Source organism: Arenimonas terrae, from assembly GCF_006265115.1.
GTDB lineage: Bacteria > Pseudomonadota > Gammaproteobacteria > Xanthomonadales > Xanthomonadaceae > Arenimonas > Arenimonas terrae.
The window spans coordinates 1,798,503-1,821,614 of record NZ_SMDR01000001.1 but is presented as its reverse complement, the minus strand read 5'-3'; the positions used below and the strand labels follow the sequence as shown (position 1 = coordinate 1,821,614).

At 65.9% G+C, this 23,112-nt stretch carries 24 protein-coding genes; 7 read left to right on the top strand and 17 right to left on the bottom strand.

Features of this window, described 5'->3' with window-relative positions:
* Window positions 1-32 precede the first annotated feature (32 nt).
* From E1B00_RS08605 to E1B00_RS08570, 9 genes are all read right to left on the bottom strand, one after another.
* Entirely contained in the window at window positions 33-320 is a 288-nt protein-coding gene (locus tag E1B00_RS08605) for a hypothetical protein (protein WP_139447591.1), read from the bottom strand.
* 402 nt (window positions 321-722) lie between these two features.
* Window positions 723-962 carry a hypothetical protein gene (locus E1B00_RS08600; RefSeq protein WP_139447589.1) on the bottom strand — a complete coding sequence of 80 codons (240 nt, stop codon included), beginning with the start codon at window positions 960-962 and terminating at the stop codon, window positions 723-725.
* A gap of 425 nt (window positions 963-1,387) precedes the next feature.
* Complete coding sequence (locus E1B00_RS08595; protein ID WP_139447587.1) at window positions 1,388-1,924, bottom strand: hypothetical protein; 537 nt, start codon at window positions 1,922-1,924, stop codon at window positions 1,388-1,390.
* Window positions 1,925-2,000: 76 nt separating this feature from the next.
* Window positions 2,001-2,300: a DUF705 domain-containing protein gene (locus tag E1B00_RS08590; protein ID WP_139447585.1), complete on the bottom strand. Its 300-nt coding sequence runs from the start codon at window positions 2,298-2,300 to the stop codon at window positions 2,001-2,003.
* 1,983 nt (window positions 2,301-4,283) lie between these two features.
* Window positions 4,284-4,682 (bottom strand): DUF6188 family protein, encoded by a 399-nt coding sequence (locus E1B00_RS15940; RefSeq protein WP_425456473.1) that lies wholly within the window; start codon window positions 4,680-4,682, stop codon window positions 4,284-4,286.
* A 407-nt stretch (window positions 4,683-5,089) separates the two neighbouring features.
* Window positions 5,090-5,548 (bottom strand): DUF6389 family protein, encoded by a 459-nt coding sequence (locus E1B00_RS08585; RefSeq protein WP_139447583.1) that lies wholly within the window; start codon window positions 5,546-5,548, stop codon window positions 5,090-5,092.
* Window positions 5,549-6,632: 1,084 nt separating this feature from the next.
* Window positions 6,633-7,106 (bottom strand): hypothetical protein, encoded by a 474-nt coding sequence (locus E1B00_RS08580; protein WP_139447581.1) that lies wholly within the window; start codon window positions 7,104-7,106, stop codon window positions 6,633-6,635.
* A gap of 57 nt (window positions 7,107-7,163) precedes the next feature.
* Window positions 7,164-7,466, bottom strand: a complete 303-nt coding sequence (locus E1B00_RS08575) for a hypothetical protein (protein WP_139447579.1) — start codon at window positions 7,464-7,466, stop codon at window positions 7,164-7,166.
* A gap of 49 nt (window positions 7,467-7,515) precedes the next feature.
* Window positions 7,516-7,989, bottom strand: a complete 474-nt coding sequence (locus E1B00_RS08570; protein ID WP_139447577.1) for a hypothetical protein — start codon at window positions 7,987-7,989, stop codon at window positions 7,516-7,518.
* A 240-nt stretch (window positions 7,990-8,229) separates the two neighbouring features.
* On the opposite strand from E1B00_RS08570, the gene E1B00_RS08565 reads away from it, so the two are divergent.
* On the top strand, window positions 8,230-9,180 hold the full coding sequence (locus tag E1B00_RS08565) for an integron integrase (protein ID WP_281280686.1): 951 nt from the start codon (window positions 8,230-8,232) through the stop codon (window positions 9,178-9,180).
* 45 nt (window positions 9,181-9,225) lie between these two features.
* On the opposite strand, the gene E1B00_RS08560 is transcribed toward E1B00_RS08565, so the two are convergent.
* Genes E1B00_RS08560 through E1B00_RS08540 form a run of 5 tightly spaced genes read right to left on the bottom strand, consistent with a single transcriptional unit; the run spans window position 9,226 to window position 13,017 of the window.
* Complete coding sequence (locus E1B00_RS08560) at window positions 9,226-9,519, bottom strand: DUF3817 domain-containing protein (RefSeq protein ID WP_139447572.1); 294 nt, start codon at window positions 9,517-9,519, stop codon at window positions 9,226-9,228.
* 35 nt (window positions 9,520-9,554) lie between these two features.
* Window positions 9,555-9,878, bottom strand: coding sequence for a DUF1820 family protein (locus tag E1B00_RS08555; RefSeq protein WP_139447570.1), 324 nt, complete (start codon window positions 9,876-9,878; stop codon window positions 9,555-9,557).
* A 22-nt stretch (window positions 9,879-9,900) separates the two neighbouring features.
* Complete coding sequence (locus E1B00_RS08550) at window positions 9,901-10,578, bottom strand: rhomboid family intramembrane serine protease (protein ID WP_139447568.1); 678 nt, start codon at window positions 10,576-10,578, stop codon at window positions 9,901-9,903.
* 10 nt (window positions 10,579-10,588) lie between these two features.
* Window positions 10,589-11,410 (bottom strand): general secretion pathway protein GspB, encoded by an 822-nt coding sequence (locus E1B00_RS08545; RefSeq protein ID WP_139447566.1) that lies wholly within the window; start codon window positions 11,408-11,410, stop codon window positions 10,589-10,591.
* The gene (locus E1B00_RS08540; RefSeq protein ID WP_139447564.1) at window positions 11,410-13,017 is read right to left on the bottom strand and encodes an ExeA family protein; all 1,608 of its coding nucleotides are present in this window, start codon (window positions 13,015-13,017) and stop codon (window positions 11,410-11,412) included. The genes E1B00_RS08545 and E1B00_RS08540 overlap by 1 nt, the downstream gene beginning before the upstream one ends.
* Window positions 13,018-13,198: 181 nt before the next feature.
* On the opposite strand from E1B00_RS08540, the gene E1B00_RS08535 reads away from it, so the two are divergent.
* Window positions 13,199-14,104: an ApaG domain-containing protein gene (locus tag E1B00_RS08535; RefSeq protein WP_139447562.1), complete on the top strand. Its 906-nt coding sequence runs from the start codon at window positions 13,199-13,201 to the stop codon at window positions 14,102-14,104.
* A gap of 73 nt (window positions 14,105-14,177) precedes the next feature.
* Here E1B00_RS08535 and E1B00_RS08530 read toward each other — a convergent pair whose 3' ends face one another.
* Genes E1B00_RS08530 through putA form a run of 3 tightly spaced genes read right to left on the bottom strand, consistent with a single transcriptional unit; the run spans window position 14,178 to window position 18,470 of the window.
* Window positions 14,178-14,627: a DUF3592 domain-containing protein gene (locus E1B00_RS08530; RefSeq protein ID WP_139447560.1), complete on the bottom strand. Its 450-nt coding sequence runs from the start codon at window positions 14,625-14,627 to the stop codon at window positions 14,178-14,180.
* A complete protein-coding gene (locus E1B00_RS08525) occupies window positions 14,624-15,322 on the bottom strand; it encodes an ion transporter (protein WP_139447558.1) in 699 nt (232 codons plus the stop codon). Before E1B00_RS08525 ends, E1B00_RS08530 begins: the two co-directional genes overlap by 4 nt.
* Entirely contained in the window at window positions 15,315-18,470 is a 3,156-nt protein-coding gene (gene putA / locus E1B00_RS08520; RefSeq protein WP_246048538.1) for a bifunctional proline dehydrogenase/L-glutamate gamma-semialdehyde dehydrogenase PutA, read from the bottom strand. Before putA ends, E1B00_RS08525 begins: the two co-directional genes overlap by 8 nt.
* Window positions 18,471-18,835: 365 nt before the next feature.
* On the opposite strand from putA, the gene coxB reads away from it, so the two are divergent.
* Genes coxB through E1B00_RS08500 form a run of 5 tightly spaced genes read left to right on the top strand, consistent with a single transcriptional unit; the run spans window position 18,836 to window position 23,055 of the window.
* Complete coding sequence (gene coxB / locus E1B00_RS08515; protein ID WP_139447556.1) at window positions 18,836-19,723, top strand: cytochrome c oxidase subunit II; 888 nt, start codon at window positions 18,836-18,838, stop codon at window positions 19,721-19,723.
* Window positions 19,724-19,746: 23 nt separating this feature from the next.
* Window positions 19,747-21,405 carry a cytochrome c oxidase subunit I gene (ctaD, locus tag E1B00_RS08510; RefSeq protein WP_139447554.1) on the top strand — a complete coding sequence of 553 codons (1,659 nt, stop codon included), beginning with the start codon at window positions 19,747-19,749 and terminating at the stop codon, window positions 21,403-21,405.
* A gap of 32 nt (window positions 21,406-21,437) precedes the next feature.
* Entirely contained in the window at window positions 21,438-21,569 is a 132-nt protein-coding gene (locus E1B00_RS15880) for a hypothetical protein (RefSeq protein WP_281280685.1), read from the top strand.
* Window positions 21,566-22,147 carry a cytochrome c oxidase assembly protein gene (locus E1B00_RS08505; RefSeq protein ID WP_139447552.1) on the top strand — a complete coding sequence of 194 codons (582 nt, stop codon included), beginning with the start codon at window positions 21,566-21,568 and terminating at the stop codon, window positions 22,145-22,147. Before E1B00_RS15880 ends, E1B00_RS08505 begins: the two co-directional genes overlap by 4 nt.
* 32 nt (window positions 22,148-22,179) lie before the next feature.
* A complete protein-coding gene (locus tag E1B00_RS08500; RefSeq protein WP_139447549.1) occupies window positions 22,180-23,055 on the top strand; it encodes a cytochrome c oxidase subunit 3 in 876 nt (291 codons plus the stop codon).
* Window positions 23,056-23,112 lie beyond the last annotated feature (57 nt).

The following is a 23,112-nucleotide window of genomic DNA, read 5'->3' as shown; positions in this document are numbered from 1 at the left end:
AGGCGTCGGCTTGAATGACTAGTTAGGCCGGGCTAGTAAGCGCCGCCCTGGAGGATCGAGCCATCATGCTCTGGTATTTTACCCTTGGCAATTCTTTCACCGTTATCAGTGGGAAATGGCCATACGTCGATCGCGTCACCGGCCTTGGCGTAATCCTTCATGTAGCCCTCGAATGCTTCGAAGTCGCTGAACGCTAGTGGCGTCGGATGTCGCGCGCCATGGAGGTGCCAATGCAGCACCGAGACAAAGCCGACGGATTCAAGATGGCGACGAATGGCATCAAGGTTCTCGGCGGAGAAGATCGAAGTGGCTTTGCTCATACGGCCTAACGCCTAAGTTAAGCCGCGCCGAAGGCGTCGGCTTGAATGAATGGTTAGGCCGGACGCTAAGTCACGGGAAGCGGCCTTGCAAGCCTGGGTTGGCGGAGCAGGGCGGGCCCGCGGGCGGAACTGTGACGGCGGCCAACGAACACCCGCCCTGGAGAGTCGGTCTACGACCTCGGCCGATCCGGGTGGCATGACCGACACGTGCGAAAACCCGCAGGCGCGGGCGGCGTGAACTGGCATCGGCGAAGCCGAAGCCCAGAACCGACAACGGCCCGCGAACGGGCCGAAGCTGATGCAAAGGATAAGGGCCTAACGCCTGAATTAAGCCGACCCGCGAAGCGGGTTCGGCTTGAATGAATTGTTAGGCGCCAACTGTAATGCCCGCGTGCCAGGCCGTCACCAGGTGCCGGCTTGCAGCATATGCCCGGGAAGCTCCTCAAGTGCTTCTGTCGGCGCGTCTACCTCCCAATAGGCATGACAGCAAAAGCACCCCTCTGGATGGTCCGGGCAGACATCCATGCGCTCTCGCCAGCGCTCGATCCAATCTTCAACGAGTGCCCAGTCCTGATTGAACTTGCTCAAGGCGCGAGACTCATCGCCGCCGTCAAGCGATATGTGAATGATGACTCGTGGCATGTGGTGCGCCTAACGCCTTAGTTAAGCCGCGCCGAAGGCGTCGGCTTGAATGATTAGTTAGGCCTGAGCGCCATTGGCATCAGAGGCCGTTTGATTCTGCGCGAATTCTGCCGCAGCCGATAGTTGGTCTAGCATTTTCAGCCACGCGTTGTCGGTGACGTTTTTTACGTATGCGTCCCCTAAGGCCTTGATGTGACAAAGGCCTCCAATCTCCTGGAGCGCAACTTTGCGCTCGTTTGGACTGCCAGTTGTAGCGAGCGCAACACATGCCGATAGCCGTTCCGCCAAGTCGAAGAGCTCGGATGCGAGAAGCTCATTCACGACGGGATCGGCCGCTTCGCAAAGTTCCCGATCTTTCTGAGATCTGTACATGACGCCTAACGCCTGAGTTAAGCCGCGCCGAAGGCGTCGGCTTGAATGAATAGTTAGCTGGCCGCACGCTTGTTGAGCTCCTTTCGGGTCTCGCAGAGCACCTCGTGGGTGCAACGCGCCTGGCGATGGAAGTAAAAGCCGGACACCACTGCGAGGACAGAGCCGGCTATGAAAATAACAACTGCGAAGTCGGGGAATCGTGCCGCGGCAAGTGTAATCGCGCCAAGAGCAAACATGGGCGCTGCATAGATCATGGCCAACTCGAAGTAAAGGGTTGTGGCGAGACGGCTAAGGTAGCGATAGCCAACCGGTTCGCTCTCAACAACTCGCGACAAGTAGTTGAACCAGTTTTCTTTGACTTGATGTTTATCTTCCCTCTCTCGATCCCACGCAACCTCAAGCTTGGAACCTTGAGCCTCGAAGAACGTCCCTGCAACTGCAGCGGAGGCAAAGACCAATGCATTTGCCAAAGTAGTGAACTCACCGAAGCCAAGTGTCGCTGATGTCTGTTGCACAAGCAGGAGTAACCAAGGCGAGATTGCGATAAGCCCCGGTATCAAGACCGTTAGAATTGAGCGAGTCAAAGTCATAGGCATTGTGGGATCCTCCCCTGCCAGCTAACGCCTTGAGTTAAGCCGCGCCGAAGGCGTCGGCTTGAATGATTAGTTAGGCCTCAGCTGCCTGCATTGGGTAGAAATGCTGGCAGTCGCGCCACTCTTGAACAGGTTGATCGTCGATGTAGCCGGTTGGCTTTGGCAAGTAGCCGGAGAAGCACTCGGCGATGCCAAGCTCTTGCGCCGTGTCGCGGCAGTAGTCGGCTCCGCCGGAGCTCCAGAGGAACAGCGTTGCACCGGCGGCATGGAGACGCCGGACCTGCGCGACGACAGCAGGCATTGGGATGCGCTTAGTTCCGACGGAACGAACCAGCGTGTCGTCGACATCCACGAATACAACGTTCGGTTTCATCTGAGGCCTAACGCCTGAGTTAAGCCGCGCCGAAGGCGTCGGCTTGAATGATTAGTTAGGCCTCTCTGCAAGGAGTGAGACCTTCCAGGTCCTGCGTAACACCATCACGTGCAAATCGAACGAATTCGTCACTTTTGAAATGGTAGGTCCATCGGATAGTTCTGACAGATCTCCCTTGCTCGAAAACATGGGATGTGAACTCGAGGGTTGCGTAGCCCCCAACTGATTCCGAGAAGTGGACTTGGCTCAGATCAGGGTGTTCGATGTTGCAATAAGCGATCCGAGGAATCGGGATCAGCTTGTCTCCATCCCTCACTTGTGCCGAGCGGAGTAGGTAGCGGTCATCCGCCTCCATTGAAACGCGATAGCCGGAATGTGTACGGAACTGGATACTTTCCCAGCCGGACTCGAACTCTGATGACGCAAGCGAGGCGGGAGCGAAAACGTAAAGCACGGAAACTAGGACAAAGCGCATGTTCATGAGGCCTAACGCCTTAGTTAAGCCGCGCCGAAGGCGTCGGCTTGAATGATTAGTTAGGCCGGCGAGCTGGTTGGCCCTAGATGGCCTTGATGATATGCAAGAACCAGGTAGCCAGGCTAGCCGCCGAAGCCGCGCTAATGAAGAGAATCGGCGCCCGGAATCTCGGCGATTGGGTGAGCAAGCGCGAAGTGCCCGCCGCTGCCAAAAGCGAAAATATTGCTGCGCTTGGCAGGGCAAGGCCGAAGACGTGAAGCTTCTCGTGAAGCCCAGACAGGAAGGCCAAGTACAGACCGGCGATAACGCCGAGAGCGGCGCCTGAAACTGCTGAGAAGGCAACGACGATTGTCTTCAATGCCTAACGCCTTAGTTAAGCCGCGCCGAAGGCGTCGGCTTGAATGATTAGTTAGGTGCCATTCTGCACTACGGAGCGCGGCACAACGGAAGCCTGTGGAAAAACTAAGGGTAACGACGGCAAGCTCGGGGCGGAGCGCAACCTAGCGGCCAATTCGGGTGATGGCGTTACGGCAGGAACGCGAACACGAACGTAGACATCTTGCGCTGGATTCCAGTCGTAGACGTACAGCCCAACGTGCGAATAGCTGTTCCAGACATCCGGCGTGCCCAAGTCTGTGACCACAAGCTGATCTCCAATTGCATCATGCTCCGGCACGGCGGCATAGACGGGTGCGGGCACAGGGCCTAGCCCAGCCGTAGCGAAGAGTGCCGGGTTGCCTTGAGCGTCTAGCGCGAACCAGTCGAACTCGATTCCTTCAATTTCACGAACTGGTGGCATGGCACCTAACGCCTGAGTTAAGCCGCGCCGAAGGCGTCGGCTTGAATGAATGGTTAGGCCGGACGCTAAGCCACGGGAAGCGGCCTTGCAAGCCTGGGCTGGCGGAAACGGATGGGCCCGCGGGGCGCGAGACCGCGACGGCCAGCGATAGCCCGCCCAGGAGCGCCGGCCCTCGATCGTGACCGAGCCGGGCACCGAGACCGCCAGGTGCGTAAACCCGCGACCGCGGGCGGCGTGAACTGCCATCGAGGTTGCCGAAGCCTAGAAACGACAACGGCCCGCGAGCGGGCCGAAGTAGATGAGGCGGATGAAGGCCTAACGCCTTAGTTAAGCCGCCGCCGGCCCAAGAAGCATGACTTGTGTCGCGTCCATCCCCGGCGGTCGGCTTGAATGAATGGTTAGGCCGGACGCTAAGCCGCGGAAGAGCGCTTTGCAAGCCGGGGCTGGCCATGCGAGTCGTGCCCGCGGGCCGAGACCGTGACGTGGCTAACGATTGCCCGCCCTGGAAGGTCGGTCCTTGATCGCGAACGATCCGGGCGCCACGGCCAGCATGTGCACAGAAGCCATGGCTGCGGGCGGCGAGGACTGCCTGCGATGCAGCCGACGCCCAGAAGCAGAAACGGCCCGAGAACGGGCCGAAGTAGTTGAAGCAGATGAAGGCCTAACGCCTAAGTTAAGCCGCGCCGAAGGCGTCGGCTTGAATGATTAGTTAGGCACCAGCCCGATAACCGGACAGCTGCCCACCACCCTGTGCAAATACATAGAATCCGGACGGCGTTGTGACGCCCCAACTCTCGTAGCCGCTAGACATAGGGATAATTTCAAGGCGCAGAGCATCGCCGAAATCGATGATCAAATCCGCCGTACCTTCCCTAACGTCAACGTGAGTCACGAGATGAAGCGATAGCAAGTTAGTAGCAACCTCTGCAACGTCTAGCGGAGCGGGTAATCCGTACTGCTGCGAGTGGTCCTCGCTGCTTATAGCCACAGAGCCACCTTGTAACAACCGCCAAGGGCACTCAACCCCAATCCCAACGCCGGGCTCGAACGAGAACGCCCATTGGCCTGGCTCGTTGAATCGAACATGCCCGATAGTGCGACCGACCATCCATGAGAAATCGAAAGACTCCATCTGGTGCCTAACGCCTGAGTTAAGCCGCGCCGAAGGCGTCGGCTTGAATGATTAGTTAGGCCCCCGCGCCGAATCCTTCTTGTCCGTGCGCGGATGGCCGTGAGTCAAGATTGCGCCGAGCATCTTTGACATTGAGTGGAACCAGAATGGAACGCCCGCGAGCCCCAACAGTACTGCGACGGCGACCATGAATTTGCTCGCGACCCCGGAAACGTACGTCGCGCCGAAGCCCAAGGCGAATGCAGCTCCCCACGCGCACATGCAGATGAGCCAACTGAGATGGTTGGCACGGTGGTTGCGCGTGAGTCTGCCCAAAAGAGATTCCATTGGCCTAACGCCTGAGTTAAGCCGCGTCGCGGAGCGACGTCGGCTTGAATGAATTGTTAGGTGCCAAAGCTGGACAGCCTGATTTGCCCGATTGACCCATAGCCGCCCATTGAAGCGATAGAGATAGGTACTGAGATCATTGGGGGCCGCAGCAACGACCACCGAGAATGCAGCCATTGGATGGCACAGTCCGCCAAAGCATCTGACACCGAGAAGGTGTCTTCGCCAGGAGACATCACCGGAAGCGGTGGCTTGAAGCCGTCAGGGGTCATGACGGTTCCAAGTAGCTCTGCTGTTTCCGAAATGGACTGGTTGAGAACATAGAGATTGGGTCCGGACAAGTGGATACGCACGGTAAGAAAACCCTCGCCGTCCTGATCTACGTGGACGCCGACCGTTACTTCTTTGGTCTCCCTCGGAAGGCGCTTGAGCGTAGCCTGGAGGCGATCGGCGATCTGTTCGGCGCGCGAGTCGAGGACAGCTGCTACCTCACGACAGTAGTGATCTTGGTCCATGGCACCTAACGCCTAAGTTAAGCCGCCGCCGGCCCAGAAGCATGACTTGTGTCGCGCCCATCCCCGGCGGTCGGCTTGAATGAATGGTTAGGCCGGACGCTAAGCCGCGGAAGGGCGCTTTGCAAGCCAAGGCGCGCCGATATGGCGGGGCCCGCTTGGCGAACTGTGACGGATGGCAACGAAGGGCCGCCCTGGTGATGGGTTGGGCCGGAGCCGAGCCGGCAGCGAAGAACTGCCATGCGCGAATTGGCCGGAAGCGGGCAACCAGGACCCGCACTGGAACTATCCGAAGTCAGAGACGTCAACGGCCCGCGAAGGGGCCGAAGCAACTGAAGCGGATGAAGGCCTAACGCCTAAGCTAAGCGGCGCCGGCCGCGACAATCATTTGTGCCTGATATACGGACCGGCGTCCGCTTGAGCACACTGTTAGGCCGGACGCTAAGCCACGGACTGGCGCCTGGCAAGTAGGGGCTGGCCAAAGAGGATGAGCCCGCGAAGCGAGAAGCCGCGACGGCCAGCTATTACCCGCCCTGAAAGACCGGTCCTCGACCGCGACCGAGCCGGGCGCCAAGACCAACGCCGGCGTGAACCCACAACCGCGGACAGCGTGAACTGCCACCGATGCAGCCGAAGCCCAGAAACGACAACGGCCCGCGAACGGGCCGAAGCTGAAGCAGAAGATGAAGGCCTAACGCCTAAGTTAAGCCGCCGCCGGCCCAAGAAGCATGACTTGTGTCGCGTCCATCCCCGGCGGTCGGCTTGAATGAATGGTTAGGCCGGACGCTAAGCCGCGGAAGGGCGCTTTGCAAGCCAGAGTGGGCCGTAAAGGCCGGGCCCGATTGGCGAACTGTGACGGATGGCAACGAAGAGCCGCCGTGGACCAATGGTCTACGCGATGGCCGGGCCGGCTGCGAAGAACGGGCACGGGCGAACTGGCCGGAAGCGGGCAACCAGGACCCGCACTGGAACTTTCCGAAGCCAGAGACGACAACGGCCCGCGAACAGGCCGAAGCAATTGAAGCGGATGAAGGCCTAACGCCTGAATTAAGCCGAACCGCGAAGCGGTTTCGGCTTGAATGAATTGTTAGGCAGCACCCTTGCCACCTTTGAACCACATGTACCCGGCGCAGAACGTAAACGCAATTCCGAGCGCCAAGCCCCAGTACCCATTCTCCCGGCGAGCCCTATAGGCCTCGGTGGGCTGAATCAAGCTGCGCCCATTGACCGTGAGGCCCCAAAGCTCAACAACCTCAGTGCTTGGATCCTTATCGGTGTAGAGCACTTGGGCGTTAGAGCCAAGTTCGAGGCTCGACCAAACGTCATCAATGCGAGGAAGGATTCCTGGATAGGCAAATCGCTTTTGGCTCCCGTGGAGCGAGAAGTAGATGGTGTGGATTGATCCCTTGCGCCGGTTGGCCTCTGCAGCAGAAACGGAGCCGCTCGCCTCCATTAAGGGCGTCGGCATAGGTTCAAGCGTGTTGAGGAATGACCAATAACCAAAGATGGCTAGAGCAACGGACAGAACGGTGTAGAAGAGGTTTGGCCTGCGTAGATGCATCAGTGCTGCCTAACGCCTTAGTTAAGCCGCGCCGTAGGCGTCGGCTTGAATGACTAGTTAGGCCTCACCTTCGCCCGGTTCGTCCGGAAAGAAGGAGTGGCCATCGTTAACGAAGAATATGTTCTGGAACCACGGTGAAGGCCACACATCGTCGATGAGGAGCGTGGGTGCGACTCCCCGGTTCCATTCGGCGTACTGCCCAGTCGTCCAGGCTTCGGCGAACATTGAACGCACCTTCTCCACGGCATCCTCTTCGGATCGAGCGCGGACCGCCCGGGTTGCGAAGAACCCGACAGCGATGGAGTTTTCCATCTGGACAGAAATTCCCCGCCCTTCGACACGCACGCGAAAATACGGCATGAGGCCTAACGCCTGAGTTAAGCCGCGCCGAAGGCGTCGGCTTGAATGATTAGTTAGGCCGGGACTCCGCGGAACCACAGCCGCGAAGCCTCATGACCTCGGATGTATCGTCCAACGAGCGCATGAATACGCCAGGCTTGATGCCCTCGAAGCGCTCTCCTTTAAGCAATAGCAGGCGTTGTTCTGACTCGGCGGCGTGGGCTTCCCGAATCTGGCCAAGACTGTAATGGAGATGGGAGGCCAACGGCACGAAAAGTGCGCTTGGCACGACCTGGGCGTTACTCGCGATCACGACGTCCACAGCGATGCGCAACCTGATCTGATTGTTCTCGCCCGGACCAGTACGCGCTTCGGGATCAGTGACTTGGTTCCCATCTCCGTCGATCATGTCCACGCCAGTTACACGACCGATAAGCACGTGGTCAGCGCTAGTCGCCATCTCTTCAAGCGTGGCCTCAAACGGAAACCCGGCGCTCGCAACACTTGGAATGGCGACTAACAGCGCCAGCAGGATCCGCCGCATGTCTTTTCTCCCGGCCTAACGCCTATTAGGCCTCTCAAACGAGGCATATAACCGTATGGTTCACCCGGGGCGCGGCCTTGGTCAAGGAAAATCCTACGGGCCATCAACGCGTTATCCGATGGGCGGGAATGTGTGGCCTCTCCAGAATCCGGCGTTATGGAGCGCAAGCGACGGATATCTGGTTATTGGAGCGCGGACGCGGGTATATCCGGCGGGGGTGGTGGTAGGCGCGCGCCGCGGTTGTTGGACGAAGTTCGGCGCTGTTTGCGGTTGCGGCACTACAGTTTGCGGACCGAGGCCGTGTACCTCGCCTGGGTCAAGCGGTTCATCCGGGCCAATCATCGCCGGCATCCGCGGGACATGGGCGGGCGGGAGGTCGAGGCCTTCCTGTCGCAGCTGGCCGTGCGTGGCCAGGTCGCGGCCAGCACGCAGAACCAGGCGCTGTCGGCGCTGCTGTTCCTGTATCGGGAGGTGCTGAAGCAGGACCTGCCCTGGATGGAACAGGTCGTGCGGGCCAAGCGGCCGCTGAAGGTGCCGTCGGTGCTGTCGGTGGACGAAGTCCGGCGCCTGCTCGCCGCGATGGACGGTCGCGCGTGGCTGATGGCCAGCCTGATCTACGGCAGCGGCATGCGCCTGATGGAGTGCCTGCGGCTGCGGGTGAAGGACGTGGACTTCGCGCGCGGCGAGATCACCGTGCGCGAGGGCAAGGGCGCGCGCGATCGCCGGACGGTGCTCCCGGCCTCGCTGGGCCCCGCGCTGCAGCGCGAGATCGAACGCGTGCGGGCGCTGCACGCCGCCGACCTGCGCGAAGGTTTCGGCCGCGTCTGGCTGCCCTTCGCGCTGGAGCGGAAGTATCCCAACGCGGCGACCGAGCCGGGCTGGCAGTACCTGTTTCCGTCCGAGCAGCGATCGATCGATCCGCGCGGCGGCGTCGAGCGCCGGCACCATCTGGACGACCAGGTGCTTTCCCGCGGCATGAAGCAGGCCGCGCGGCGCATCGGCCTGGCCAAACCCGTAGGCGCTCATACCCTGCGCCACAGTTTCGCCACCCACCTGCTCGAGGCCGGCTATGACATCCGCACCATCCAGGAGCTGCTGGGCCACAAGGACGTGGCCACAACGCAGATCTACACCCACGTGCTGAACCGCGGTGGCGGCGGCGTGCTCAGCCCGCTCGACCGCCGGCCCTGAACACGGGGCGCAGGTCGCGCGCCCCGCAACGGTGGAGAAAACCGGTCAGGCCGTCGGCACGGCGATCGCCTCGCGCTTCAGCCGCCGGTCCAGCAGCACGAACCCGAACGGCACCACCGAGCTCACCAGGGCCAGCAGCCAGGCCAGCACCGACCAGCGCAGCAGGTGGCTGACCAGCATCGAGGCCAGCACGTAGGCCATCCACAGCACACCGTGGGTCATGCCCACCGGCCACACGAAGTCGTGCCCGAACCGGTACTTGGCCGGCATCGCGATGAACAGCAGCACGATCAGCGACAGGCCTTCGACCAGGCTGAGAACACGGAAGAACTTGAGCATGGAAACCCCGGGATGGTGAGTGCGCGACGTGCGGGTCAGCGCGGCTTGGCCGGCATCGGGAAGGGCGTGACCACCTTCTCGCCGGTGCCGGCGTCGCGGATGCTCAGCTGGCCCTTGCGGTCCACTTCCTCCACGCGCACCACGCTCTGCATGGGCAGGTGCAGCACGCGGGTGTTGGCGAACTCGTCGCGCAGGCGCTCTTCGGTGGGGTCCACCACCAGGCCCTCGCTGACGTCGAACACCAGGTCGGCCACTTCGGTGAAGCCCCACAGCGAGCTCGCGCTCACGCGCCGCGCGTACAGCTCGTAGATCTTGCCGGCGTTGAGGAAGGTCACCTTGTACAGGATGCGGGTGTTCATGGCCGCGAAGTATAGGCTGCCCTCAGCCGCCCCGCAGCTTGCGCGCCAGCATTGGCTTGAGCACCAGCGCATAGACGAAGCCGACCACGAAGCCGGCCAGGTGTGCCCACCACGCCACCGCGCCGAAGCTGGGGCCGACGAAGGTGAAGGCCAGCTGCAGGGCCGCCCACAGCCCGATCAGCAGGGCCGCCGGTACCTTGATGAATTCCAGCCACAGACCCAGCGGCACCACCACGCCCAATCGTGCGCGCGGGAACAGCGCCAGATAGGCGCCGATCACCGCCGACACGCCGCCACTGGCGCCGATGATCGCGCGCGCCGGCGTGCCCATCAGCAGGGCCGCGGCCAGGTTGGCCAGCGCGCCGCCGGCCAGGAACAGCAGCAGGAAGCGCCACGGCCCCAGGCTGCGTTCGGCCGGCAGGCCGAAGATGAACAGGAAGAGCAGGTTGCCGACCAGGTGGATCGGCCCGAGGTGGATGAAGAGAGCGCTGACCAGGGTCATCAGGCGCCCGTCGTGCAGCGCGGCGCGCCATTCGGTCACGCTGCCCGACAGCGTGCCCCAGCGCAGCAGGGTCGCGCGCCAGGCGGCGTCGTCGGGCAGCAGCGAAATCCAGATCAGCGACGCCACCATCAGCGTGGCCAGCAGCGGGGTGGCCCAGCGCAGGTGGGATTTTCGTCGGCGGGGGAGATCGACGAACACGCGGTGCTTCCTAGGGTCGCGCCAGCAGCAGTCGCCGGCCGTTCACCGAGATTACCAGCCCGTCGCGGCGGATCGCCTCCAGCACGACGCCGACGGCCGGGCTGTCGCCTTCGCGCAGGCGCCGGCCGTCCAGGATCACGAAGCGCTGCGCCGGGTCCTCGGCGAAGACATGCATGCTCAGCTTCAGCGCCGGCAGCTGGCTGCGTTCGTCGCCGGTGAGTTCGGACAGGCGCGGAAGCGGCGGCTCGGCGGAGCTGTCGGCGATTGCGGGCGCCGCAACGCGCGGCGGCGCCGAAACCTCCGGCGCGTCATCGACCGGAGCGGTGCGCTCGGCGGGAACCGGGGGGGTGACGGGAGCCGCGGCAACAGGTGCTTCCGAAGGCGGCGCCTGCGCTGCCGGGCCAGGCATCGCATCGGCGGCGCGGGAATCCGCGGCAGGCCCCGCCGCATCGCGCGGCGCGACAACGGACGGCGGCGGCACCGACGATGGGGCTTGCGGCGAATCGCTGCCGTCGCCCGTCGCCAATTCCGCCGGCATCGGATCATTCGTCGTGGCGACCGCCGTCGTGACCGGAGCGGAAGGCGATGCCGCCGGTGCATTCGAGGCTGCGCCGGCCATCGATCCGGCGGAGGTCGCACCAAGCGCGCCGAATTCGCGCCAGCCCCAGGCCAGCAGCACGCCGACCAGCACCACCACCAGCCCCCAGACCCACACTGGCTTGGCGCTGCGCCGGCGCGCCGGCACCGGCAGCTGCTCGACGAACAGTCCGGGCGCCTGGCCACGGCGCCGCTCGGCTTCGGATTTGCGCAGCGCTTCCAGGATCAGCGACATCAGTCCAGCCCCCGGCGCAGCTGCGGGCCTTCGCTGTCGCGCGCCGACAGCGCCAGCAGGGTTTCGGGTCCGACCACGCCGTCGGCGACCAGGCCGTGCGCGGTCTGCAGCCGGCGCACGGCCGCCAGGCTGGTGGCGTCGAGCACGGCGGGGCCGGCCTCGGGCGTGTCCAGGCCGGCGCGGTCGCGCAGGCGGTCGTGGATCCAGTCCACGGCGGGGCCGCTGTCGCCGGGCGCGGGCGCCGGCAGCAGGAACTGCGGGCCGCGCCAGATCGTGGTGTAGTCGCCGCGCCAGTAGCGCTCCAGCGCCAGCCGGTCGGTGTCGAAACGGCCGCCGCCCAGCCACAGGCGCACGCGCAGCGCATCGGCGCCGAGCAGCACGGCCCAGGCCTCGCCCTCGACGGTCTGCAGGCGCAGCAGCACCGGGCGGCCGAGGGCCGAAAGTTTGTCGAGGCTGGCGCGTCCGCGCAGGCAGTACAGGCCCGGCGCCAGCGCCGGCGGGCAGGCGGCGGCGCTGGCGGGTGTGGCCTCCTGCGCGCGCACTGTCCACAGGCCCAGCAGCTGGCCCCAGGCCGGCAGCGGCGATTCGCCGGCCAGGCGCGCGCGCTGGTCCAGCGCGTCGCCGGGCAGGTAGGGCACGGGCAGCGTGACCGGAACCGCGGCGGTTTCCTTCACCGGCACGGGCACCGGTTCCGGCGGCGGCGTGCGCGGCCAGAACAGGAAGGCCGAGAGCCCGATCGCCAGCACCGCGCCCACGCCCTTCGCCATCGTCGGCCGGGGCAGCCGCGACAGCCGCGGCGCCAGCGCCTCGCGCGCGGCGCGGTCGACCCAGCGTTCGCCGATCTGCGCCTCGTCGTGCGCGTAGCCGGCCAGCAACGAGCGCTCGGCGATGATGTTCACCAGCCGCGGCACGCCGCCCGAATGCGCGTGGATGCGCTTCACCGCCAGCTTGGTGAACGGGAAACGCTGGCCGCCCGCCACCGCGAACCGGTGGCGCAGGTAGGCCTCGGTTTCCTCGGCGTCGAGCGGCGTGAGGTGGAATCGCGCGGTGATGCGCTGGGCCAGCTGGCGCAGGTCCTCGCGCGCGAGCATGTCGCGCAGCTCCGGCTGGCCCAGCAGCAGGATCTGCAGCAGCTTCTGGGTCGGCGTTTCCAGGTTGGTCAGCAGGCGCACCTGCTCCAGCGCGGCCACGCTCAGGTTCTGCGCCTCGTCGATGATCAGCACCACGCGCAGGCCCTGGGCGTAGGCATCGAGCAGGAAGTGGTTGAGCGCGTCGACCAGGGACTTGAGACTGCCGCGTTTGCCCTCGATGTCGATCCGCAGCTCTTCGCAGATCGTTTCAAGCAGTTCCTCGGGGCTCAGGCGCGGGTTCAGCACCAGGGCGACGCGGGTGTTCTCGGGCAGCTGTTCGAGCAGCAGGCGGCAGAGCGTGGTCTTGCCGGTGCCCACTTCGCCGGTGAGCTGCACGAAACCGCCGCCGCCGCCCTGGCCGATGCCGAACAGCAGGTGTGCGAGCGCGTCCCGGTGGCGTTCGCTGAGATACACGAAGCGCGGGTCCGGGGTGATCGAGAACGGCGGCTCGTTCAGGCCGTAGTGCTCGAGATACATGGCGTCTCGGGGCGGGGCGGGCGCCTAGCCTGCCACATCCCGCCGGAAAAACGGGGTCAGGTTCACTTTCCCGGAGGGACCGGAGGGGGGGAGGAAACTGAACCTGACCCCGTTCTTCGAGGGTTGCCGATGCGGGCTTCGCAGCACGTTGTTCCGGATGTTCCCCGACGGAGATCACGCCATGCGTACCGCCACGCTTCCGCTGGCCCTGGCCGCGCTCGGCCTGGGGCTGCTGCCCACCCTGGCCTCCGCCCGGGTCGAGGGCCACTGCGAATACGAGGGCCGCAAGGTCGCGCTGGTCGACGGCGCCGCCTGGGCCGTGCCCGAAGACCCGGAGGACGATGACGACGAGGGTTACGAGGACGACGCGCCAGAGGTTCCGTCCGGCCCGCCGCTGATGCTCGCCTTCGTCACCTTCGCTGTCGATGCCGGCGCCCTGGCCCGCGCCACCGATCGCGAGGATGCGCTGCGCGACCAGTCCTGGGCACAGGACGAATCGGCGCGGCTGGAGCTTACGGTCGAGGACGGCGTGGTCGGCCAGCAGTACCTGTGGATATCGCCGGGCACCAACATCAGCTATTCGTCCAACGAAGTCGGCCAGTACAAGGCCGCGGCCGGCGCGAAGGGCCGCGTGTCGGGCGAATACCGCTTCACGCCCGAGGACGGCCAGGAACTCGACTGCCGCGTGAGCTTCGACCTGGCACTGCTCGGCGATCCGAAGGACGCGCCGCCGCCGCCCGGCACGCCGCTGCCGCCCGGCGGCGGCGAGCCCGGCGCCGCCTACCTGGCGATGAACAAGGCCCTGCACGCCGGCGACTTCGACGCGATGCTGGCGCTGATGCCGGCCGATCGCGCCGCGATGATGCGCGACGCGCGCAAGGACCCCGACTTCGCCGCCCAGATGGCGCTGGCGCAGGCGATGTCGCCGAGCAAGGTGAAGATCACCGGCGGCCGCCAGGACGGCGACCGCGCCTGGGTCGAGTTCACCGCCGTCGAAGCCGGCAGCCCGCGCGTGGGCACCGCCGAAATGGTCCGCGAAGGTGGCCGCTGGATCATGCTGAAGGAATCCACCCGCGATCCGGACTGAGCCGCGCCGGAAACGGAGGGTCGCCGGGATCGCGGGACTCGTCCGAAACCTGGTGATCGTCCGGCGTCGGAGCTCAGGCTTCCTTGCTGCGCTGCTTCAAGCCGCCGGCGCCGGCGCCCAGACTCAGGAACAGGCTGAGCAGCGGGCCGCCGAACACATCGCCCGGAGAATCGCGGTAGATGCGTTGGGTATTGCGCGGGTCGTACACCAGGCGCACCGCCGAGCCCGGCGGATGGCGCGCGGCCGTCACCGGCCGGTTGTGCCCGCGGGTGCGCCCGGCGGAAACGGTCATGCGGCGCGGTGCGCCACCGTTGATGCGGAACTCGACTACGGCCTTGAACCGCGTGCACGCACGGCGCATCCGGCGGCTGCCGCAGCGGGAGTTCTGCGCACTCACGTCCACCACGTGGCCGATCGTCGTCTCCGCGCGCGACAGGAACATCATGCGCTCCACCGCCAGGCCCAGGCTCACTACCAGCAGGCCAGCCGCGAGCACGAACAGGCCCTTGGACCACAGGCTCATGCCCGCGGCTCCGGACGCAGAACTCCGCGCAGCAGGCGCCAGCACAGGCCGGCATGCAGCAGCCACAGTGCCGCGAGGAAACCCGTGCCGCCGGTGCCGAGGTCGATCAGCGCGCCAGCGCCCTGGAACACCAGCAGCGCCAGTACCGTCGCCAACGCGGCCGCCAGATGGCCCCAGGCTTCGGGCAGCGCCGCACCGAAGGCATGGAAGCCGACAAGCGCGAAGCAGTAGGCGGCCAGCGCATAGATCACCGCGCCCGCCGCCAGGTGTGCGCCGCGGCCCAGGCCGCCGCGCACGAAGCCGCGCAGCAGGCCCAGGCCCGACACCAGCCGCAGCAGGCGCGCCACCCGCAACACGCGTGCGACCAGCGCAACGCCGCCCACCGCTGGAAGCAGCGACAGCAGCACGATGACGAAATCGAACGTATTCCAGCCGTCGCTGAAGAAACCGCGCAGTCGCGGCCAGTGCGCCAGCAGCCGCACCGCGATCTCGAACACGAACCAGGTCTGCGACACGGCGAACACGCCGAACAGCCAGTCGCCCCAGGGATCGGCCAGGCTGGGCGCCGCCTCGGCGCCCATGCACAGCGCATTGAGCACGATCAGGCCCAGGCTCAGGCCGCGGAAGCCGTCATGCGCCGCCAGCCGCGCGAACGCGGCTGGCCAGCCGCGTGCGGCGGCAGGGGAATCAGTCATCCAGCGTCAGCAGCGAGGCGTTGCCGCCGGCGGCCGTGGTGTTGATGGTCAGCGTGCGCTCGGAGGCGAAGCGCAGCAGGTAGTGCGGGCCGCCGGCCTTGGGGCCGGTGCCGGACAGGCCTTCGCCGCCGAAGGGCTGCACGCCGACCACCGCGCCGATCTGGTTGCGGTTGACGTAGCAGTTGCCCACCTTCACCGTCTTGGCGATCTTCTCGACGGTCGAGTCGATGCGCGAGTGGATGCCCAGCGTCAGGCCGTAGCCGGTGGCGTTGATCGCGGCCAGCACCTCGTCGAGCTTGTCGGCTTCGTAGCGGATCACGTGCAGCACCGGGCCGAAGACCTCGCGTGTGAGCTGCGAAAGCGACGTCAGTTCATAGGCGCGCGGGGCGAAGAAGCTGCCGTGCGCGGCCGCCGGCGGCAGCTTCACTTCCTTGATGAGCTTGGCTTCCTTGTCCATACGCGCGGCGTGGTCGGCGAGGATCTTGCGGGCGTCCTCGTCGATCACCGGGCCGACGTCGGTCGAGATCAGGGCCGGGTCGCCGACCACCAGCTCGTCCATCGCGCCGGCGAGCATGTGCACCACCTTGTCGGCGATGTCGGACTGCACGAACAGCACGCGCGCCGCCGAGCAGCGCTGGCCGGCGGAATCGAACGCGGACGCCATCGCGTCCTTGACCAGCTGCTCGGGCAGGGCCGAGGAGTCGGCGATCAGCGCGTTCTGGCCGCCGGTCTCGGCGATCAGCGCGGCGATCGAGGCGTTGCGCGCCGCCAGCGAGCGGTTGATGGCCCAGGCGGTTTCGGTCGAACCGGTGAAGCAGACGCCGGCGACACGCGGGTCCTTCGTCAGCGCCGCGCCCACCGTGGCGCCGTCGCCCGGCAGGAACTGCAGCACGTCGGCCGGCACGCCCGCTTCATGCAGCAGCTTGGTCGCGGCGAACGCGATCAGCGTGGTCTGCTCGGCCGGCTTGGCGATCACCGAATTGCCGGCCGCCAGCGCCGCGGCCACTTGGCCGAGGTAGATCGCCAGCGGGAAATTCCACGGCGAGATGCAGACGAACACGCCGCGGCCGTGCAGCCACAGCTCGTTGGATTCACCGGTCGGGCCCGGCAGCTTTTCCGGCGCGCCGAACAGCTTGCGGGCCTGCAGCGCGTAGTAGCGCAGGAAGTCCACCGCTTCGCGCACCTCGGCCACCGAGGCCGACAGCGACTTGCCGGCTTCCTTCACGCACAGCGCCATGTATTCCGGCATGCGTGCTTCGAGCAGGTCGGCGGCGTGCTCTAGGATCCTGGCGCGGCTGGCGGCCGGCAGCCGGTCCCAGCCGTCCTGGGCGGCGACGGCATTCTTGAGCGCGATCTCGACCGTGGCGCTGTCGGCGCCGGTCCACTCGCCGAGCGTCTCGCGACGGTCGGCCGGGTTGGTGACGGCATTGGCCGCCCCGGAAACCTTCGCGCCCGGAACCAGCGGTGTCGCCGTCCAGGGCTTGAGCGCGGCATTGATCTGGCTGGCCAGCGTGGCCAGGGTGTCGTCGTTGGCGAGATTGGCGCCCATGGAATTGTTCCTGTCTTCGCCGTGGGACCGGTACAGGTCGCGCGGTTGGGGGATGCGGGGATGCGGCTTGGAGGCGTAGGCGGAGACGACGGCCACCGGGTCGGCGACCAGTTCGGCCGGCGGCACCGATTCGTCGGCGATGCGGTTGACGAAGCTGGAGTTGGCGCCGTTCTCGAGCAGGCGGCGCACCAGGTAGGGCAGCAGGTCCTCGTGCGAGCCGACCGGCGCGTACACGCGGCAGGGCACGTTGAGCCGGTCGGCCGGGATCACTTCGGCATACAGGTCGTCGCCCATGCCGTGCAGCTTCTGGTACTCGAAGCGCTTGCCCTGGGCGTAGTGGTGGATCGCCGCGATCGTCTGCGCATTGTGCGTCGCGAACATCGGATAGATCGCATCCGGGGCCGCCAGCATGCGGCGCGCGCAGGCGAGGTAGCTCACGTCGGTGTTGGCCTTGCGCGTGAACACCGGATACCCGGCGTAGCCTTCGGCCTGCGCCTTCTTCACCTCGCTGTCCCAGTACGCGCCCTTCACCAGGCGCATCGGCATGCGCCGGCCGGTCTTGCGGGCCAGGTCGGCCAGGTAGTCGATCACGAAGGGCGCGCGCTTCTGGTAGGCCTGCACGGCCAGGCCGTAGCCCTCCCAGCCGTCCAGGGACGGGTCGGTGAAGGCGCCGGCGATCACGTCCAGGCTCAGCTCCAGGCGCTCGGATTCCTCGGCGTCGATGGTGAAGCCGATGCCTCGGGCCTTGGCCAGCTTGGCCAGCTCCAGCACGCGCGGCGTCAGCTCCCGGTACACGCGTTCGCGCTTGGCCAGCTCGTAGCGCGGGTGCAGGGCCGAAAGCTTCACCGAGATCGAGGGCGCGGCGAACACGTCCGGGTAGGGGCCGCCGGCGCCGATCGCGCCGATGGCGTCGCGGTAGGCGGCGAAATAGCGGTCGGCATCGGCCTGGGTGAACGCGGCCTCGCCCAACATGTCGAACGAATACAGGTACTTGGCCTGCTCGCCCTTGCGGCTGCGCTCCAGTGCCTCAGCAATCGTGCGGCCCATCACGAACTGATGGCCCATGATCCGCATGGCCTGGCGCACGGCCAGGCGGATGGCCGGCTCGCCGGCCCGGCCGACCAGGCGGCGGAAGGCGCCGATGGCGTTGCGGCGGGTCTCGTCGGCCAGGTTGACCATGCGGCCGGTCAGCATCAGGCCCCAGGTCGAGGCGTTCACCAGCACCGAGCTGGACTGGCCCATGTGCCGGTCCCAGTCGGCGTCGCCGAGCTTGTCGCGGATCAGCTTGTCGGCGGTGCCGCGGTCGGGGATGCGCAGCAGGGCCTCGGCCACGCACATCAGCAGCACGCCTTCCTCGCTGGAGAGGTCGTATTGGCGCATGAAGGCCTCGACCATGCCCGGATCGGCCGCGCGCACCCGGGTGCGCTGCACCAGGGCCACGGCCGCGGCCTGGACCCGGGCCTGTTCGGCCTCGGGCAGGCGGGCCTGGTCCAGCAGCTCGGCCAGGTGCTCGGCCTCGTCGCGGTGGAAGGCGGCAGTGATCCGGGCGCGCAGGGGCGGCAGCGCACCGGGGAGTTCGGGACTCAGGATCGGGGTCACGGGGGTCCAGGGACAGACGGCGCGGGCGTGCGCGAGAACGCGGATTCTAGTGCCCCGGACCGGGGCGCGGAACCCCGCGGCCTTCACGTCGCTGGCCGGGCCGGGACCGATTTGGCTTGCCCGGCCTGAGCGCGGCCCGGTAAAATTCGCCAGTTTTCCCGAAGCTGGTCGCGGAGCGTCCGCGTGACCGAGCTCGCCGCAACGGTGCCGCCAGGCGCCGGGGCCCGTCTGGAGCTCCGGCCCAGGCGCGCCATGGGCGCCGCTCGGTACACCGCCTGTTCCCGGCCTGCCGCCGGTTGAAAGATCTGCTGGTGTCGGCCCCGGGCCGGGGCCGGAACCAAGACCACACGTTGGGGTAAGTTCGGATGAATGCGATGAAAGCAAGCGCCATTGTCGCCAGGATCGCCACCGGCCTCGGTGCCGTCCTGGCCAGTTCGATGGCCCTGGCGGCCGACAGCGAGCCGGTGCGCTGGCAGCTGAACATGCCCGAGGGCGTGACCCGCACGGCGCAGAACGCCTACGAGATGCACATGCTGATGCTCTACATCTGCGTGATCATCGGCATCGTCGTGTTCGGCGCGATGGGCTACGCGATGTTCAAGTTCCGCAAGTCCAAGGGCGCCAAGCCGGACGTGGACTTCACGCACAGCACCAAGCTCGAGATCATCTGGACCGTGGTGCCGGTGCTGATCCTGGTGATCATGGCCGTGCCCGCCACCTCCAAGGTGATGGAGCAGTACACCGCCAAGGGCCACGAGATGACCGTCAAGGTCACCGGCTACCAGTGGATGTGGCGCTACGAGATCGTCGGCGAGGACGTGAACTTCCTCTCCCGCCTCGACCGCGAGTCCGACCGCATCCGCCAGAGCGGCGAGACCCCGACCGAAGAGAAGGCGCCGCACTACCTGCGCGACGTCGACCGCGTGCTGGTGCTGCCGACCGAGACCAAGATCCGCTTCGTCGTCACCGCCGACGACGTGATCCACGCCTGGTGGGTGCCGGCGCTCGGCTGGAAGCAGGACGCCATCCCCGGAATCATCAACGAGGCCTGGACCGAGATCGCCACCCCGGGCACTTACCGCGGCGTCTGCGCCGAGCTGTGCGGCAAGGACCACGGCTTCATGCCGATCGTCGTGAAGGCCGTGCCCAAGGCCGAATACCAGGCCTGGCTGGCCGCCCAGAAGGCCGGCGATGAAGCCGAAGCCGCCCGTATCGCCGCCACCGCCCCCGCTGACGCGGGCGGCGAGGGCTGATCAAGAATTCCGGAGCTGATCCCATGGCAACCAACTACACGGCCCACGACGCGCACGGCACCACCGCCGCGCACGACGACCACCACGGCGAGCACAAGCAGAGCTTCTTCCAGCGCTGGTTCTACTCCACCAACCACAAGGACATCGGTACCCTGTACCTGGTGTTCGCGCTGGTGATGTTCTTCATCGGCGGCTCGATGGCGCTGGTGATCCGCGCGGAACTCTTCCAGCCCGGCCTGCAGCTGGTCGAGCCCGAGTTCTTCAACCAGATGACCACCATGCACGCGCTGGTGATGATCTTCGGCGCCGTGATGCCGGCCTTCGTCGGCCTGGCCAACTGGATGGTGCCGCTGATGATCGGCGCGCCGGACATGGCGCTGCCGCGCATGAACAACTGGTCCTTCTGGATCATGCCGTTCGCCTTCACCCTGCTGCTTATGCCGCTGATCCTGCAGGTGGTGTTCGGCATCGGCGGCGGCGGCCCGGCCGGCGGCTGGACGCTCTACCCGCCGCTGTCGCTGCAGGGCGGCAACAGCACCGCGTTCACCATCTTCGCGATCCACCTGATGGGCATCAGCTCGATCATGGGCGCGATCAACATCATCGCCACCATCCTCAACATGCGCGCCCCGGGCGTGGACCTGCTGAAGATGCCGGTGTTCGTCTGGACCTGGCTGATCACCGCCTTCCTGCTGATCGCCGTGATGCCGGTCCTGGCCGGTGCCGTGACGATGCTGCTGACCGACAAGTTCTTCGACACCTCGTTCTTCAACGCGGCCGGCGGCGGCGACCCGGTGATGTTCCAGCACATCTTCTGGTTCTTCGGCCACCCCGAGGTCTACATCATGATCCTGCCGGCCTTCGGCGTGGTCTCGGAGATCATCCCGACCTTCGCCCGCAAGCCGCTGTTCGGCTACCAGGCCATGGTGTACGCGACCGCCTCGATCGCCTTCCTGTCGTTCATCGTCTGGGCGCACCACATGTTCACGGTCGGCATGCCGCTGGGCGGCGAGCTGTACTTCATGTACGCCACGATGCTGATCGCCATCCCGACCGGCGTGAAGGTGTTCAACTGGGCCACCACCATGTGGCGCGGCTCGATGACCTTCGAAACCCCGATGCTGTTCGCCATCGGCTTCGTGATCATGTTCACCATCGGCGGCTTCTCGGGCCTGATGCTGGCGATCGTGCCGGCCGACTTCCAGTACCACGACACCTACTTCGTGGTGGCGCACTTCCACTACGTGCTGGTGACCGGCGCCGTGTTCGGCATCATGGCCGGCGTGTACTACTGGCTGCCGAAGTGGACCGGCCACATGTACAACGAGACCCTGGGCAAGTGGCATTTCTGGCTGTCCACGATCTTCGTGAACCTGCTGTTCTTCCCGCAGCACTTCCTGGGCCTGGCGGGCATGCAGCGCCGCGTGCCGGACTACAACATGGCCTTCGCCGACTTCAACATGTGGTCGTCGATCGGCGGCTTCGGCTTCGGCATCAGCCAGCTGCTGTTCGCCTACATCGTCTGGTCGGCCGCCCGTGGTGGCGTCAAGGCCGAGGCGCGTTCGTGGGAAGGCGCCAAGGGCCTGGAGTGGACCGTGCCGTCGCCGGCGCCGCACCACACCTTCACCCTGCCGCCGGTCATCAAGGACGGCGACCTGGCCCACGGCGACATCACCCACTGAGGCCCGGGGCGCCCCCGGGGCGCCCAGCGACCATGAGCAAGCACGACGCCAGCCATGAGATCTCCGAAACCCGCCGCCGCGGCATCCGCCGCACGGCTTGGGTGATCGGGCTGGTCGCCGTGGGCGTGTACGTGGCCTTCATGCTGTCGGCGGTGCTGCCGTGAAGCCGAGCTCGCTCAAGACCTTCCGCACGATCGCCCTGGTGTCGCTGGGTTCGTTCGTGTTCGCGTTCTCGCTGGTGCCGCTGTACCGGATCGCCTGCGAGAAGGTGTTCGGCATCAAGCTCGAGCAGGGCCCGGCCGGCGACGCCCAGGTGGCGGGCCTGTCCGAGGACGTCACCCGCACCATCACGGTCGAGTTCGACGGCACCGTGAACTCGAAGCTGCCCTGGGCCTTCAAGCCGCAGACGCTGAGCATGCAGGTGCACCCGGGCAAGATGTACGAAGTGAACTACATCGCCCGCAACACCGCCGACCACGCCATCGTCGGCAACGCCGCGCCGTCGGTCGCGCCGTCCACGGCGTCGACCTTCTTCAACAAGACCGAGTGCTTCTGCTTCACCGAGCAGATGCTGCACGCCGGCGAGGAGCGCCTGATGCCGGTGCGCTTCATCGTCGACCCGGCGCTGCCCGCGCACGTCGGCACGATCACGCTGTCCTACACTTTCTTCAGCAACGACGCGGCCACCGCGCGGCTGGCGACGGGCGAGCAGACGCCCGCCGTCGCCCGCTCGGCGCCCTGACCGCAGGCCTTCCAGGAGTACCGGGGAACACCATGGCACAGACCCACGACGATCCGAACGTCTACTACGTCCCGCACCACAGCCCGTGGCCCTTCATCGGCTCGATCACGCTGTTCACCACCATGGTGGGCGTGGCGAACTGGTTCAACGGCCACGCCTGGGGCCAGCCGGTGTTCTACATCGGCCTGATCGCCACGCTGTCGGTGCTGTTCGGCTGGTTCGGCAACGTGATCTCCGAATCGCTGGCCGGCAAGTACAACGAGAAGGTCGACGCCTCGTTCCGCATGGGAATGATGTGGTTCATCTTCTCGGAGGTGATGTTCTTCGCGGCCTTCTTCGGTGCCCTGTTCTACGCCCGCCAGTTCGCGCTGCCGTGGCTGTCGGGCGAAGGCGACGGCGCGCTGACCAACCAGTTCCTGTGGGCCGGCTACACCGCCGGCTGGCCGACCGCCGGTCCGGCCGAGCTCGGCGGCGCCTTCCAGACCATCCCGGCCTGGGGCCTGCCGCTGGTCAACACCCTGATCCTGCTGACCTCGGGCGTGACCATCACCATCGCCCATCACGCGCTCAAGGCCGGCCACCGCAAGTCGCTGCTGGTCTGGCTGGGCGCCACGGTGCTGCTGGGTAGCATCTTCCTGTACTACCAGGGCGTCGAGTACTACCACGCCTACCACGAGCTGAACCTGACCCTGGGTTCGGGCATCTACGGCTCGACCTTCTTCATGCTCACCGGCTTCCACGGCATGCACGTGTTCCTGGGCACGCTGATGCTGGCGATCATCTGGCTGCGCTGCCTGAAGGGCCACTTCAGCAAGGACCACCACTTCGCGTTCGAAGCGGTGGCCTGGTACTGGCACTTCGTGGACGTGGTCTGGCTGGGCCTGTTCCTGTTCGTGTACGTGCTCTAAGCGCGCCGAACGGGCCTGAGGACGCAGGGCCGGCCATCGCGCCGGCCCTTCGTTTTC

Bases quoted from the DNA above. Each gene is read 5' to 3' on its own strand.
- E1B00_RS08580 (WP_139447581.1), bottom strand. From the start codon at position 7,106: ATGCATCTACGCAGGCCAAACCTCTTCTACACCGTTCTGTCCGTTGCT.
- E1B00_RS15880 (WP_281280685.1), top strand. From the start codon at position 21,438: ATGAGCAAGCACGACGCCAGCCATGAGATCTCCGAAACCCGCCGCCGC.
- E1B00_RS08540 (WP_139447564.1), bottom strand. From the start codon at position 13,017: ATGTATCTCGAGCACTACGGCCTGAACGAGCCGCCGTTCTCGATCACC.
- E1B00_RS08585 (WP_139447583.1), bottom strand. From the start codon at position 5,548: ATGGACCAAGATCACTACTGTCGTGAGGTAGCAGCTGTCCTCGACTCG.
- E1B00_RS08555 (WP_139447570.1), bottom strand. From the start codon at position 9,878: ATGAACACCCGCATCCTGTACAAGGTGACCTTCCTCAACGCCGGCAAG.
- E1B00_RS08530 (WP_139447560.1), bottom strand. From the start codon at position 14,627: ATGAGCCTGTGGTCCAAGGGCCTGTTCGTGCTCGCGGCTGGCCTGCTG.
- ctaD (WP_139447554.1), top strand. From the start codon at position 19,747: ATGGCAACCAACTACACGGCCCACGACGCGCACGGCACCACCGCCGCG.
- E1B00_RS08525 (WP_139447558.1), bottom strand. From the start codon at position 15,322: ATGACTGATTCCCCTGCCGCCGCACGCGGCTGGCCAGCCGCGTTCGCG.
- E1B00_RS08605 (WP_139447591.1), bottom strand. From the start codon at position 320: ATGAGCAAAGCCACTTCGATCTTCTCCGCCGAGAACCTTGATGCCATT.
- E1B00_RS15940 (WP_425456473.1), bottom strand. From the start codon at position 4,682: ATGGTCGGTCGCACTATCGGGCATGTTCGATTCAACGAGCCAGGCCAA.
- E1B00_RS08575 (WP_139447579.1), bottom strand. From the start codon at position 7,466: ATGCCGTATTTTCGCGTGCGTGTCGAAGGGCGGGGAATTTCTGTCCAG.
- E1B00_RS08545 (WP_139447566.1), bottom strand. From the start codon at position 11,410: ATGTCGCTGATCCTGGAAGCGCTGCGCAAATCCGAAGCCGAGCGGCGC.
- E1B00_RS08595 (WP_139447587.1), bottom strand. From the start codon at position 1,924: ATGACTTTGACTCGCTCAATTCTAACGGTCTTGATACCGGGGCTTATC.
- E1B00_RS08560 (WP_139447572.1), bottom strand. From the start codon at position 9,519: ATGCTCAAGTTCTTCCGTGTTCTCAGCCTGGTCGAAGGCCTGTCGCTG.
- E1B00_RS08500 (WP_139447549.1), top strand. From the start codon at position 22,180: ATGGCACAGACCCACGACGATCCGAACGTCTACTACGTCCCGCACCAC.
- E1B00_RS08600 (WP_139447589.1), bottom strand. From the start codon at position 962: ATGCCACGAGTCATCATTCACATATCGCTTGACGGCGGCGATGAGTCT.
- E1B00_RS08590 (WP_139447585.1), bottom strand. From the start codon at position 2,300: ATGAAACCGAACGTTGTATTCGTGGATGTCGACGACACGCTGGTTCGT.
- E1B00_RS08535 (WP_139447562.1), top strand. From the start codon at position 13,199: ATGCGTACCGCCACGCTTCCGCTGGCCCTGGCCGCGCTCGGCCTGGGG.
- E1B00_RS08570 (WP_139447577.1), bottom strand. From the start codon at position 7,989: ATGCGGCGGATCCTGCTGGCGCTGTTAGTCGCCATTCCAAGTGTTGCG.
- coxB (WP_139447556.1), top strand. From the start codon at position 18,836: ATGAATGCGATGAAAGCAAGCGCCATTGTCGCCAGGATCGCCACCGGC.